Here is a 12006-nt window from a genome sequence, read left to right on the forward strand (position 1 = left end):
CATGACCGGCGTCCCGTCGCACCCCGACCGGCCCGCCCTCGTGCACCGGCTGCGTGCCGCCGGCTGCGTCTACGCCGAGGACGAGGCGGAGCTGCTGATCGCCGCCGCCGACTCGGCCCGGACGCTCACCGACCTGGCCGATCGTCGGGTCGCCGGGCTGCCGCTGGAACACGTGCTCGGCTGGGCCGAGTTCTGCGGCGAGCGGATCGCCGTCGATCCCGGCGTGTTCGTGCCGCGGGCGCGTACCGCCCTGCTGGTCGACGCCGCCGTCGCGGTGACCGGGCCGGCGGCGGCCGTGGTGGAGCTGTGCTGCGGTTCCGGTGCCGCCACCGTGGCGCTGGCCCGCCGTCTCGCGCCGCGCTGGTTGGCCGCCGCCGACGTGGACCCGGCCGCCGTGGCGTGCGCCCGCCGCAACCTGGACCCGCTGGCTGTCCCGGTCTTCCAGGGCGACCTGTACGACGCGCTGCCGGCGCCCTGGCGGGGCCGGCTGGACCTGGTGCTGGCCAACGCCCCGTACGTGCCGACGGCGGCGGTGGCCCTGATGCCGCCGGAGGCCCGGCTGTACGAGGCGCCGGTGGCCCTCGACGGCGGTCCGGACGGGCTGGCCGTGCTGCGCCGGGTCGCCGAGGGCGCGGCGGACTGGCTCGCCCCGGGCGGGCACCTGGTGGTGGAGGCGGGACAGGCGCAGGTGGACGCGCTGTGCGCGGTGCTGGCCGCGGTGGGCCTGCGCCCGACGGTGACCCGGGACGAGGACCGGGACGCCACCGCCGTCACCGCCCGCCGCCCCGGCTGACCTCGGGTCCGTCGCGGTGGTCGTCGGCCTGGCGGGGGCGGGGCGGGGGAACTAGCCTCGTCACAGGGGGTGTGGCGGCGGGAGGCGGATGGTCGTGGACGGTACGCACGGGCCGGTGGTCGTCGGGCTGGACAACGGGGGCACCAGCAACAACGCCACCGTGCTCACCGTGGACGGCCGGTTCCTGGTGGACACCCTGGCGGAGAACCCGAGCGAGGTGCGGGCCGGCCCGACGGCGGCGATCGAGGCGTTGGCCCGCGCGTTCGACGGGGTGCTGGCGCTGACCGGGGTGCACCGCGACGCGGTGCGCGCGGTCGGGCTGGACACTCCCGGCCCGGCGAGCGCCACCGGGGTCATCTCCGCCCGGGGATCGACCAACTTCTCGCAGCCGGCCTGGCGCGGTTTCGACGTGCGCGGCGCGCTGGAGGGGCGGCTCGGGCTGCCGGTGATCTACCACAACGACGGCAACGCCGCCGCGCTCTACGCCCACCACGCGCACTTCGGCGTCGAGGCGATGCACCGCTCGTCGGTGTCGGCCATCGTCGGCACGGGGCTGGGCGGCGGCGTGGTCGAGGCGGGCCGGGTCATCGCCGGGGCGGCGGGGATGGCCGGCGAGCTGGGCCACGTGCACATCCCGCTGGCGGGGCTGCTCGCGCCCGGTCAGCCGGTGCCCACGTGCGCCTGCGGCTTCGCCGGGGACGCGGAGAGCGTCGCCTCGCTGACCGCCATCGGTCGCAACCTGCTGCCGTACTGGTTGCTGCGGTTTCCCGGTCATCCGCTGGCCGCCGAGTCGCCGCAGCGGGCGGCCAGACTGGTGCGCGGCTACGGGGAGCGGGGCGACCCGCTGGCGCGGGAGGTGTTCACCCAGCAGGCGATGGCGCTGGGCCGGCTCTTCACGGTCGCGGCGAACTTCACCGATCCGCACGCGTACTTCGTCGGCGGCGGGGTGGTGGAGGCGGCGCCGGAGTTCCGGGACTGGTTCCTCGCGACCGTGCGGGAACACACCGTGCTGCGGGAGGAGCAGGCCGCGGCGGCCACCTTCGCCCTGGTGCCCGAGCGCGACATGGCCGGTGCCCGGGGGGTGGCCATCGCGGCGCTGGAGGCGCTGCGGGCGGGTCCGCCGCCCCGCCCGGTGGTGGCGGGCTGACCCCGCCGGGTGACGGCCCCACCGGCTCCCGGCGGTGGGACCGTCACCGGCGGAGCACCGGCGTGGCGTGGTCAGCGGGCACGTCGGCGTCCCCGGAGGGGGGTCAGTGCCGGGGCGGCGCCCCGACGAAGGCGGCCCACGCGGCCGGCGGGAAGAGCAGCGCGGGGCCCGAGGGGTCCTTGGAGTCGCGGACGGCGACCGTGTCCGGGATCGTCGCCATCTCCACGCACGCCCCCTCGTCGCCGCTGCGGCTGCTCTTGCGCCATCTCGCCGTGGCCAGCGCCGCGCTGATCGTCGGTGTCATGGTCCTACCGTCCCTTCAGGATTTGGAGGAGCAGGTCGCGGCTGTCCGCCGGGCTGAGCGCGACGGTCCGCAAATGCTCCATGATCTTGGTGCAGGTACGCAGGTCACCCGGTCGGTCGAGGACCATCTGCCCGGCCACCGTCTCCACCGAGGCGATGATCGGGTCCTCCGGGTCTGCGAACTCCAGGATGTGCAGCGAGCCCCGGGTGCCCCGGTGGTAGCCGGCGGAGAGCGGGATCACCTGCACCGTGATGTTGGGCAGCTCGCCCATCTTGACCAGGTGACGTAGCTGGGCCTCCATCATCGACGGGTCGCCGACGGGCCGCAGCAGCGCGCCCTCGTCGATGATGGCGTCCATGATCGGCGGCCGGTCGACGATGAGCCGTTCCTGCCGGTCGAGCCGGAACTGGACCCGCTGCTCGACCTCGTCGTCGCGGAGCGTGTGGGGGCCGCCCCGCATCACGCCCCTGATGTAGTCGGCGGTCTGCAGCAGCCCCGGCACCACCGACGGTTCGAAGTTGGCGATGCCGGTCGCCTCGGCCTCCAACGCGATGAAGTCGATGGTGCGCCGGTCCAGCAGGTGCGAGTACGACACCCACCAGCCGGGCTTGCGGGCGTCCTTGGCGAGCTGCACGGCGGCGACGACCTCGTCGGCGTGGACGTTGTAGAGGGTGAGCAGGGCGCGCACGGTGGCGGGGCTGACCAGCGTCTGCGCGTTCTCGTACCGGGACAGGGTGCTGCGGGTGCTGCTGATCTCGTCGGCCGCGGCCTCGAGCGTGAGGCCGGCGGCTTCCCGGTGGGTGCGTAGCGCGATGCCGAGTCGGCGGGCGCGGGCGGTCTTGGGAGCCATGGATCGATCGTCGCACATCTTTGCGAGAAGGTGTAGATGAGAAAGCGTTGATGAGAGTTGCATTCATGGCTGTGGACATGTCAGTCTGTTGTCGCGTCCTCACTGCCAGTTGTCGTGGCGACGGTGGCGGTGAGTGACCGGAGGGGAAGGGGCGCGCGGCGATCGGGTTTCTCCCCCGTACCCGATCGCCGCGTGCCACACCCGTGGCCCGTCAGCCCGAAGGGATGCGACGTGCGTACTGGTGAACAGGCCTGTGCCGACCGCGCCGGCGGGCACCGATGACGCGCTTCCTGGTGGTGCTCACCGACGTCCGCGCGGCGGAGAGCGCCGGGCGCGACGAGCGCAACTGTCCCGAGCGACGCCGTCAGGTGGTCGGGGCCAGCAGCCGCGAGGCGGCCGACCGGATCGCGGGCGCCTTCATGGCGCTGGGCATGGTGCGGGCCGGCCGGCAGCGGGTCAAGGTGATAGCCATCGGCCGGCGGCACGCCCGCGGTTAGGCGTCACCCCCGGCGGGCGGCCCGGTGGGAGGCGCGGCCCGGCGCCCCCGCCGGGCCGTCACAGCATCCGGCGCCGCTTCAGGTAGGCGACCAGGTCGTCGTAGACGCCACCCTCGTTGGCGAACATCGCGACGTTGCGGGCGGTGGCCATCCACGGCCTCGTCGACGGCCGGACCTCCTTCGCCGCGCGCTCCAGGTCCCGGTGCTCGATCATCCGCACCTCACCGCTGCGCACCGAGTCGGCCATCGCGAACTCGGCGGCCGTCTCGCAGAGGTGGGCCAGGTCGGCGCCCGAGTAGTCCTCGGTGGCCGCCACGATCTTCCGCAGGTCGATCCCCGCGATGGGCCGCTCCCGCAGGTGGTACTCCAGGATGGACGCCCGCGCCTCGGCGTCCGGCGGCAGCACCAGCACCACCCGGTCGAGCCGCCCCGGCCGCCGCAGCGCCGGGTCGACGTCCCACGGGGTGTTCGTGGCGGCGAGCACGAAGACCCCCTCGTTGTTGCCCTCCATCCCGTCCAGCTCCGCCAGCAGCTGGTTGCCCAGCGTCCGCATCGAACTGGAACCGACCTGGGAGCGCTTGTGCCCCAGCGCGTCGACCTCGTCGAGGAAGAGCACGCAGGGCGCGTTGCGGCGGGCCGCCTGGAACAGCTCGTGCAGGTTGCGCTCCGAGTTGCCCATCCACATGTCCAGCACGTCCACTATCGACAGCGAGATGAACTTCGCGCCCATCTCGCCGGCGACCGCCCGGGCCAGGAACGTCTTGCCGCAACCGGGCGGGCCGTAGAGCATCAGGCCGCCACGCAGGCTCTTGCCGTACATCCTGCGCAGTTCCGGGTTGCGCAACGGGCCGAGGAAGGCCAGCTCCAGCCGCTCCTTGACCGCCGTCATGCCACCCACGTCGGCCAGCCGGATGCCGGAGGTCTCCACGTCGTACGCCCGGTCGTCGTGGCCGGTCACCGGCTCGGGCTCGTCGCCGGCGCGGGCGAACCTCGGCGGCACGACGTCCGCGAGTTCCTGCTCGTAGGCGGCGAGCGGATCCTGGCCGGCGGTCGCGGCGGAACCACCCGGCCCGGCCGGCGCCGGCCGTTGCGCCGGCGGCTGCGGGCCCGCCGGGGGCGGCGTCGGCGGGGGTACGGAGCCACCGAGCGCCCGCTGCATCAGCGCCTGCGCCCGGCCGTTGCCCGGATCCCGGGCGAGAGCCTGCCCGACCTGCGCGATCGCCTCCCCGGCCCGGCCGGCGTCCAGCAGCAGCGCGGCGAGGTGCAGCCGCAGCGGCAGGTCGTCGGGGCGGGCGTCCAGCGCCGCCGTCAGCGATTCGATCAGGGGATCAGCGCTCATAGGACGTGCAGCGTAATGGGCGGGCGATGCCGTCACCGCCCCGGATCGCGCCCGGATCCCCGACCCGGCCGGCCGGGCCCGGTGCCGTGCGGTGCCGTACGCGCCGTTACGCAGCGTATATCCTTTGTTGACCGGTTGCGCGTCGGCCCGGCGGTGCCCCGGGTATCGGCAGCCCGCGCCCGCCACGCACAGTAAGGTCAACCGGGTGAGCGCCACGACCGGCGGCGCAGTCGCGTACGAAGAGGTGACGCAGTGACCACCCCAGGCAGGACCCGCGTGGCGATCGTCTTCGGCGGACGCAGCCCGGAGCACGGCATCTCCTGCGTCAGCGCGGGCAGCGTGCTCGGCGCGTTGGACCCCGACGAGTTCGAGGTGGTGCCGGTGGGCATCACCCGGGCCGGTCAGTGGGTGCTGACCAGCGGCGACCCCGGCCACTTGGCGATCAACGCGCGCCGGCTGCCGGAGATCACCGCCGAGTCCGGCACCGACATCGTGCTGCGCGCCGACCCGACCGGCAACGGGCTGATGGTGCTCGACCCGACCGAGGGCCCCCGGGCGCTCGCCGACGTCGACGTGGTCTTCCCGGTGCTGCACGGCGCCTACGGCGAGGACGGCACCATCCAGGGCATGCTGGAGATGGCCGGCATCCCGTACGTCGGGGCGAACGTCTTCGCCTCCGCCGCCGCCATGGACAAGGAATTCACCAAGAAGCTCTGCGCCGCCGAGGGCATCCCCGTCGGCCCGTACGCGGTGCTGCGCAACGGCATGACGCTCAGCGACGCCGACAAGGAACGGCTCGGCCTGCCGGTCTTCGTGAAGCCGTCGCGGGCCGGTTCGTCGTTCGGCATCACCAAGGTCGACGACTGGGCCGCCCTCGACGCGGCGGTCGCCACCGCCCGGCAGATCGACCCCAAGGTGCTCGTCGAGGGGGCGATCGTCGGCCGCGAGATCGAGTGCGGCGTGCTGGAGGGCGAGGCCGGCGGTGCGCCCGAGGCGTCCGTGCTGGCCGAGGTCCGGGTGGTCGGGGACTACGACTTCTACGACTTCGAGGCGAAGTACATCGACTCCGAGACCGCCTGCGAGTACGACATCCCCGCCGGCCTGCCGGAGCGCGTCACCCGCCAGGTCCGCGAGTACGCCGTCCGCGCCTTCACCGCGCTCGACTGCGCCGGCCTGGCCCGCGTCGACTTCTTCGTCACGCCGGAACAGGACGTCTACCTCAACGAGATCAACACCATGCCGGGCTTCACCCCGACGTCGATGTTTCCCCGGATGTGGGCGGCGGCCGGCCTGGAGTACCCGAAGCTGGTCAACCGCCTCATCCGCACCGCCCTGCACCGCGGCACCGGCCTGCACTGAGGTCCCGCCTCGTTCCGGCGACCAGCGGGACCGGCCGCCGGAACCGGGTCGGCGACGGACCGGTGGACGGGAGGATGAGCGTGCGGCGCATTCCCTCAGCGAGGCAGGGCGCCGGTCAGGAAGAGGGTGACGACCCGGGCCGCTCCGTCCGGCGTGGTCATGGCGGTTGCGCGGGCGAGATGCAGGAAGGCGTTCGTGAGGAACCAGGGATCCCCTGAGAGCTCTCCTGCCTCGACTGAGCGGGCGAAGAGCGCGGTGACGGGATCGAGTACGCCACGCACGTACCGCTGCGACACGTCGGTCCTCGTCTCCTCCGAGACATGGTCGAGCGCGTCGTAGATGCGCTGCTCGAACGAGATGGTGTGGGTGGAGTGCTCTGCCGAGACGACCGCGAGCGCTCGCAACTTCTCCTCCGTCGGCCCTTCGGTCGCGAGCGCCGCGGCTATGCGGCCGTGGAGGTGCTCGACGAATCTCACCGCGACGGCCGCGTAGAGCTCTTCCTTGCCTCCGGGAAAGTGGTGATAGATGGACGGCTTCTGGATGCCGGCCGTCCGCGCGACGCCGAGAAGGGAAATTCCTGGATAGCCCGTGGCGGCCAGTTGCTCGCCGAAGGCCTCCATGATCCGCGCGCGCGTGTCCGCAGTGGGGCTCATCGGTTCCTCCGAACGTGGTTGAGGGCGAGAGCACAAGCGGCGAGCCCGGTGCCGACCAGCGTAGCGAGGATGGCGAGAACGGCTGGCGCGGCCGAAAGCGTGGCGCCGCTCGCGACCTCACGGGCCGCGTCGACGATGTAGGTGAGCGGATTGACGGTCGCGACCGCACGCATCCAGCCGGCGAGCTCGTCCACCGGAGCGAACACTCCGGTGAAGAAGGACAGCCCGAACACGCCCAGGGTGACGAGATTCGTGCTCGCCGCCGACGCGGTGCGGATCGCGACCGCGATGCTGAGCAGAGCGACAGCCAACCCGAGCGCCAACATCAGCAGGAGCATCGCAGCCGTGCCGGACCAACTCTGCGGCCGGTAGCCGATGAGCGCGGCCCCGGCGATCGTGACGACCATCTGGATGGTTACGGCGACGAGAGCCGCGACCGCGGCGCCGACGAGGAACGGGGCGGATGTGCCGTGCGCCAGGCGGAGTCGATCGAGGTATCCGCTGGTGACATCCCCGAGGACGAGTGCGCCTGCGGCGCCCGCGCCCGTGGCGACGCCGGTGAGCAGGATCAGCGGGAGCAGGAACGAGATGAAGCTGCCGCCCGCGAGATAGTCGCTGCCGACGGTGCCGAGCTGCCCGGAGTAGACGAGCAGGAAGAACAGCGACTGTGCGACCGGCGCCACCAGCAGGGCCGGCGTGCGCAGGACGAGCCGAATGGAGCGGCGGATCGCGGCGACGGTGACGGGAATGGCGGCGCTACTCGCGGGGGCGAGCGAGACGGCGGGGAGTGCCACGAGGATGTCCTTCTGGAGAGTCGGTGTGGTTCGGGTCAGCGAGCGGCGAGCGCCATGAAGACATCGTCGAGTGAGGGTTCGGTCAGGCGGAGTTCGTTCACCCCACCCGCGACCCGGCCGATGTCGTCGAGCGCGGCCTTCAGGGCACCCGGAGTGTCGGAGAGGGCGAGACGTACCGTGTGCGGTTCGCCGGGCGCGGCCCGGAAGGGGGCCCGCGAGGAGCAGAGCAACCTCCGCGCGGTGTCCGCGTCTGCCAGCCCCAGGGTCAGCGTGCGTTCCCCCACGCGTTGCTTCAGCGACTCGGGGGAACCCTGCGCGGCGACCGTGCCGTCGCGGAGCACCACGATGTCGGTGGCGAGGACGTCCGCCTCATGGAGATCCTGGGTGGAGACCAGGAGGGTCCTCCCGTCCTGGTTCAGTCGCTTGAGCTCGTGCCAGAAGTCGAGGCGGCTGAGCGGATCGAGACCTGTCGTCGGCTCGTCGAGGATCACGACGGGTGGCTCCGCCACCAGAGCCACGGCGAGGTCGACCTTGCGACGGGTTCCTCCGGACAGCTTCGAGATTCGCGTCCTGCGATGCTCTTCGAGGCCGAAGAGATCGAGGAGCTCGCGCGTCCGACGAGCGGCGGCGCGATGGCCGAGCCCGAGCGCGACAGCCTGGAAGGTGAGCACCTCGGCCGAAGTGGCGAGGGGGTCCACGGCGTTGGACTGCGGGGTGAGGCCGATCAGCCGGCGCGCTTCGCGAGCCCGGGTGACCACGTCGTGTCCCTCGACGGTCACCGTGCCGGACGTCGGGGCGCGGAGCGTGGCGATGATCTCCAGCAGCGTGGACTTGCCGGCGCCGTTGTGGCCGAGCACCACCGTGCGGCTGCCACGTTCGACCGCCAGCGAGAGATGGTCCAGCGCGGTGCGGGCTCCGTAGGACTTTGTCAGGTCGACGACGTTGATGGCGGGGCAGGTCATGCCGCCAATCTACCTACCGGTAGGTAGGGGCGCCAACTCGGATCACGGGTACCGGGGGCAGGCGGGCCCGTCGCGACCAAACCGGGCCCCGGGACGCGCCGGACACCCCGCATCGTGGCGTTGGGAATGGCGGCTGTGACCGTCCGTGCTCCCGGCGTGGCGACGGTGGCCGAGGTGGGGTCGTGGGAGGTCATGGACGCTTTGGAGCTGAGTCGTTTACGACATCAGCTCCAAAGCGTCTCCCGGGCGGATCCTCCACCGTCGCCCCGGGCGGATCCTGAGGTGACTGCGGACCGGGAGAAACACGGAGTTGCCCCACCATTGCTCACAGACGAGGCACCAACATCTTGCGGCAGGTGCGCTGGGTCAGCAGGTGGGCGCCTCTGCCGCGTCGGCGCGGGCGGGTGACCGGGCCGAGGCCGGATCCGTTCTCGGCCCGGGCGGAGGCCGGATCCCTGCTCGCCGGAGCGGGTGTCGTCGCTGCGTCCCGCCCACACCGGCGCTGCCCCACGAGCGGGGCGGGGCGGGTCAGCGGCAGCCGCTCGGGGCGTCGCCGCCGGAGGGCACCGAGGCCACGATCGTGTCGGAGAGCAGGGGAAGCCACCTGGCCGGCGGCTGGTAGGCGCCCGGCACCCGGACGGTCACGGCGGTCTCCCGGTCCAGGGTGCTGAAGACGGTGCCGTCGCTGGCCTGCTTCGGATGCCAGCAGACTCCGTTGACGATGAGCACCTCGTCCGTCTCGCCGACGGCCGGCTCCGCGCCGCCGCAGGCCAGGGTGAGCGCCGGGTCGCCGTACGCGGCGTTCTGCTCCGGCCCGGCGCTGACCGGGCGCTGCGCCAGGTCGCCGACGGTCGGCGGTAGCTGCGAGAGCAGGGCGCGGCAGACCGTGGCGGGCCGCTCGGCCAGCGCCGGGGCCGCCATCTCGACCGGGGTGGTGGACTGCGGGCCGGCGGTGGTGGCGGTGGCGCTCGGTGTGGCCGTCGGCGCGGTCGGCTCGTCCGGCGAGAACTGGGCGTACGCGAACGCGCCCACCAGCACGGTGATCGGCAGCGCGACGAGCGTCGCGACCAGCGCGGCGCCCCGGGTCGTCCGGTCGCGGGCGGGGCGTTCGGGGCCCGCCTCGTCCGGCTGGGCGGAACCGGTCACGGGGGAGTCGGTGTTCTCGGCCACTTACAGGCGCACCACGGAGCACGTGAGGGTGCGGGTGATGCCCGGCACCATCTGCACCTTGCTGACGATGAGCTTGCCGAGCTCGTCGACGGTGTTCGCCTCGGTGAGCACGACCACGTCGTACGGCCCGGTGACGGCGTCGACGCGGACGACGCCAGCAAGATCCGAGATGAGACCGGCCACGTCACGTGCCCGCCCGACCTCGGTCTGGATGAGGATGTACGCCTGGACCACGACTCGACCTCCGTCCGTCGCCGCCTGCGGGGCGGCCCGAAGGGAGAAAGTACCTTACGGACCAGGTCTGATCCCTATCGGTGGTCAAGGAGAAGCGGTGAGCGAGCGCGGCGGAGGGGCGACATGAGTGTCGCGGGGGTCGGCGAGTTCGGCCTGATCGATCGGGTTACCGCCCGGTTGTCGTACGGATCGACCGTGCTGCTGGGTCCCGGGGACGACGCGGCGGTGGTGGCCGCCCCGGACGCCCGGGTGGTGGCCTCGACCGACGTGCTCGTGGAGGGACGGCACTTCCGGCGGGACTGGTCCGGGGCGCGTGACGTCGGCCACCGGGCGGCGGCGGCGAACCTCGCCGACATCGCGGCGATGGGGGCGCAGCCGACGGCGCTGCTGGTGGCGCTCTGCATGCCCCCGGAGCTGGAGACCGGGTGGGCCGAGGAACTCGCCGACGGGCTGGCCGCCGAGGCGGCGAAGGTCGGGGCGAGCGTGGTGGGCGGGGACATGTCGGCCAGCCCGACGCTGACGATCGCGGTCACCGCCCTCGGTGACCTCGGCGGCCGGCCGCCGGTGACGCGCGGCGGCGCGCGGCCGGGTGACGTGCTGGCCCTGGCCGGCCGCATCGGGTACGCGGCGGCCGGGCTGACGGTGCTCTCCCGTGGTTTCCGCACGCCCCGGCTGCTGGTGGAGGCGTGCCGGCGGCCCGAGGTGCCCTACGCGGCGGGCCCGCACGCCGCCCGGCTCGGCGCCACCGCCATGATCGACGTGTCGGACGGGCTGCTCGCCGACGTCGGGCACGTGGCGAAGGCCAGCGGGGTCGCCGTGGACATCCGCCGGGACGCCTTCGAGGTGCCCCGGCAGATGGCCGACGCCGCCCAGGCGCTCGGCGTCGACCCGTACTCCTGGTTGCTGGCCGGTGGCGACGACCACGCGCTGGCCGCGACCTTCCCGTCGGCGGTGGCGTTGCCGCCCGACTGGCGGCCGATCGGCCGGGTGGCGGAGGGCGCGGGCGTCACGGTCGACGGCCGACCTTTCGACGGACCCGCTGGCTGGGACCACTTTCGGTAAGGGCCGATCGGGGTCGTAGCCTTTACCGCGTGAGTGAGATCGAGATTCGCGTCGAGCCCTTCGACTCGCCGGTGGCGCAGCGGCTGATCCGCGCCGCCCTGGCCGACCTCGGCGCCCGCTACGGCGGCAGCGGCGACGAGACCCCGGTCGAGCCGGGCGAGTTCGTGCCGCCGGTGGGTGCCTTCCTCGTCGCCCACCTGGGCGGCGAGCCGGTGGGCTGCGGCGGTTGGCGCAGCCACGGCGACGAGGGCGACACCGCCGAGCTGAAGCGCATGTACACGGCGCCGGCGGCCCGGGGCCGGGGCGTGGCCCGCGCCGTCCTGGCGGCGGTGGAGCGCTCGGCCCGGGAGCACGGGCGCAAGCGGATGGTCCTGGAGTGCGGCGACAAGCAGCCCGAGGCCATCGGCATGTACACGACGGCCGGCTACGAGCGGATTCCGAACTTCGGCCACTACCGCGACGCCCCGGGGTGCATCTCGTTCGGCCGCATCCTCTGACCCGGCCCCCCGCCGGGGCCCGGACGGGCCCCGGCACGCTTCGGGCGGACACGACAGAACCGGCGGGCCGTGACGGCCCGCCGGCAATGACGAGTGTGCGGGTGGCGCCTACCGCGTCAGGCGCGGGTGACCTTGCCAGCCTTGATGCAGGAGGTGCAGACCTGCAACTTCTTGGTGTTGCCGCCACCGGCCGGGGTACGCACCGACTGGATGTTCGGGTTCCAGCGGCGGTTGGTCCGCCGGTGCGAGTGGGACACGTTGTGGCCGAAGCCCGGTCCCTTGCCACAGACGTCGCACACGCTAGCCACGGGATACTCCTGAGATTGATACGTTCATGAGGTCGCC

15 protein-coding genes are annotated in these 12006 nt (G+C 73.1%); 6 read left to right on the forward strand and 9 right to left on the reverse strand.

Features of this window, described 5'->3' with window-relative positions; all coding sequences use genetic code 11:
• Position 1: 1 nt before the first annotated feature.
• Both ACQ452_RS06955 and ACQ452_RS06960 read left to right on the forward strand, forming a co-directional pair.
• A complete protein-coding gene (locus tag ACQ452_RS06955) occupies positions 2 to 793 on the forward strand; it encodes a putative protein N(5)-glutamine methyltransferase (protein WP_433391195.1) in 792 nt (263 codons plus the stop codon).
• 94 nt (positions 794 to 887) lie between these two features.
• The gene (locus tag ACQ452_RS06960) at positions 888 to 1940 is read left to right on the forward strand and encodes an ROK family protein (RefSeq protein ID WP_433391197.1); all 1053 of its coding nucleotides are present in this window, start codon (positions 888 to 890) and stop codon (positions 1938 to 1940) included.
• Positions 1941 to 2043: 103 nt separating this feature from the next.
• Here ACQ452_RS06960 and ACQ452_RS06965 read toward each other — a convergent pair whose 3' ends face one another.
• Together ACQ452_RS06965 and ACQ452_RS06970 are read right to left on the reverse strand one after the other, a co-directional pair.
• A complete protein-coding gene (locus ACQ452_RS06965) occupies positions 2044 to 2244 on the reverse strand; it encodes a DUF397 domain-containing protein (protein WP_433391200.1) in 201 nt (66 codons plus the stop codon).
• A gap of 4 nt (positions 2245 to 2248) precedes the next feature.
• Positions 2249 to 3094, reverse strand: a complete 846-nt coding sequence (locus tag ACQ452_RS06970) for a helix-turn-helix domain-containing protein (protein WP_433391203.1) — start codon at positions 3092 to 3094, stop codon at positions 2249 to 2251.
• Between the two features lie 278 nt (positions 3095 to 3372).
• Between ACQ452_RS06970 and ACQ452_RS06975 the strand changes: the two genes are divergently transcribed.
• Positions 3373 to 3591, forward strand: a complete 219-nt coding sequence (locus tag ACQ452_RS06975) for a hypothetical protein (RefSeq protein WP_433391206.1) — start codon at positions 3373 to 3375, stop codon at positions 3589 to 3591.
• Between the two features lie 58 nt (positions 3592 to 3649).
• Here ACQ452_RS06975 and ACQ452_RS06980 read toward each other — a convergent pair whose 3' ends face one another.
• The gene (locus tag ACQ452_RS06980) at positions 3650 to 4930 is read right to left on the reverse strand and encodes an ATP-binding protein (protein WP_433391209.1); all 1281 of its coding nucleotides are present in this window, start codon (positions 4928 to 4930) and stop codon (positions 3650 to 3652) included.
• Between the two features lie 252 nt (positions 4931 to 5182).
• Here ACQ452_RS06980 and ACQ452_RS06985 point away from each other — a divergent pair, with 252 nt between their 5' ends.
• Complete coding sequence (locus tag ACQ452_RS06985; protein ID WP_433391212.1) at positions 5183 to 6289, forward strand: D-alanine--D-alanine ligase family protein; 1107 nt, start codon at positions 5183 to 5185, stop codon at positions 6287 to 6289.
• Positions 6290 to 6384: 95 nt separating this feature from the next.
• On the opposite strand, the gene ACQ452_RS06990 is transcribed toward ACQ452_RS06985, so the two are convergent.
• The 5 genes from ACQ452_RS06990 to ACQ452_RS07010 all read right to left on the reverse strand — a co-directional run bounded on the left by ACQ452_RS06990 (position 6385) and on the right by ACQ452_RS07010 (position 10102).
• Positions 6385 to 6942 carry a TetR/AcrR family transcriptional regulator gene (locus ACQ452_RS06990; RefSeq protein ID WP_433391214.1) on the reverse strand — a complete coding sequence of 186 codons (558 nt, stop codon included), beginning with the start codon at positions 6940 to 6942 and terminating at the stop codon, positions 6385 to 6387.
• Positions 6939 to 7736 carry an ABC transporter permease gene (locus ACQ452_RS06995; RefSeq protein WP_433391217.1) on the reverse strand — a complete coding sequence of 266 codons (798 nt, stop codon included), beginning with the start codon at positions 7734 to 7736 and terminating at the stop codon, positions 6939 to 6941. The genes ACQ452_RS06990 and ACQ452_RS06995 overlap by 4 nt, the downstream gene beginning before the upstream one ends.
• Before the next feature lie 35 nt (positions 7737 to 7771).
• Positions 7772 to 8698: an ATP-binding cassette domain-containing protein gene (locus tag ACQ452_RS07000; RefSeq protein ID WP_433391219.1), complete on the reverse strand. Its 927-nt coding sequence runs from the start codon at positions 8696 to 8698 to the stop codon at positions 7772 to 7774.
• Between the two features lie 528 nt (positions 8699 to 9226).
• Positions 9227 to 9868 (reverse strand): DUF3515 family protein, encoded by a 642-nt coding sequence (locus ACQ452_RS07005; protein WP_433391222.1) that lies wholly within the window; start codon positions 9866 to 9868, stop codon positions 9227 to 9229.
• Positions 9869 to 10102, reverse strand: coding sequence for an Lrp/AsnC ligand binding domain-containing protein (locus tag ACQ452_RS07010; RefSeq protein WP_089001579.1), 234 nt, complete (start codon positions 10100 to 10102; stop codon positions 9869 to 9871).
• A gap of 123 nt (positions 10103 to 10225) precedes the next feature.
• On the opposite strand from ACQ452_RS07010, the gene ACQ452_RS07015 reads away from it, so the two are divergent.
• Together ACQ452_RS07015 and ACQ452_RS07020 are read left to right on the forward strand one after the other, a co-directional pair.
• Positions 10226 to 11164, forward strand: coding sequence for a thiamine-phosphate kinase (locus ACQ452_RS07015; RefSeq protein WP_433391225.1), 939 nt, complete (start codon positions 10226 to 10228; stop codon positions 11162 to 11164).
• Between the two features lie 29 nt (positions 11165 to 11193).
• Complete coding sequence (locus ACQ452_RS07020) at positions 11194 to 11661, forward strand: GNAT family N-acetyltransferase (RefSeq protein WP_433391228.1); 468 nt, start codon at positions 11194 to 11196, stop codon at positions 11659 to 11661.
• Positions 11662 to 11777: 116 nt separating this feature from the next.
• Here ACQ452_RS07020 and rpmB read toward each other — a convergent pair whose 3' ends face one another.
• Positions 11778 to 11969: a 50S ribosomal protein L28 gene (gene rpmB, locus ACQ452_RS07025; RefSeq protein WP_007456456.1), complete on the reverse strand. Its 192-nt coding sequence runs from the start codon at positions 11967 to 11969 to the stop codon at positions 11778 to 11780.
• Positions 11970 to 12006 lie beyond the last annotated feature (37 nt).

The organism is Micromonospora sp. KLBMP9576, assembly GCF_050941805.1.
GTDB lineage: Bacteria > Actinomycetota > Actinomycetes > Mycobacteriales > Micromonosporaceae > Micromonospora.

What these genes read in the sequence shown, in the direction of transcription:
- ACQ452_RS07000 (WP_433391219.1), bottom strand. Translation starts at nt 8,698, where the DNA reads ATGACCTGCCCCGCCATCAACGTCGTCGACCTGACAAAGTCCTACGGA.
- ACQ452_RS06980 (WP_433391209.1), bottom strand. Translation starts at nt 4,930, where the DNA reads ATGAGCGCTGATCCCCTGATCGAATCGCTGACGGCGGCGCTGGACGCC.
- ACQ452_RS07015 (WP_433391225.1), top strand. Translation starts at nt 10,226, where the DNA reads ATGAGTGTCGCGGGGGTCGGCGAGTTCGGCCTGATCGATCGGGTTACC.
- ACQ452_RS06965 (WP_433391200.1), bottom strand. Translation starts at nt 2,244, where the DNA reads ATGACACCGACGATCAGCGCGGCGCTGGCCACGGCGAGATGGCGCAAG.
- ACQ452_RS06975 (WP_433391206.1), top strand. Translation starts at nt 3,373, where the DNA reads ATGACGCGCTTCCTGGTGGTGCTCACCGACGTCCGCGCGGCGGAGAGC.
- ACQ452_RS06970 (WP_433391203.1), bottom strand. Translation starts at nt 3,094, where the DNA reads ATGGCTCCCAAGACCGCCCGCGCCCGCCGACTCGGCATCGCGCTACGC.
- ACQ452_RS06955 (WP_433391195.1), top strand. Translation starts at nt 2, where the DNA reads ATGACCGGCGTCCCGTCGCACCCCGACCGGCCCGCCCTCGTGCACCGG.
- ACQ452_RS06990 (WP_433391214.1), bottom strand. Translation starts at nt 6,942, where the DNA reads ATGAGCCCCACTGCGGACACGCGCGCGCGGATCATGGAGGCCTTCGGC.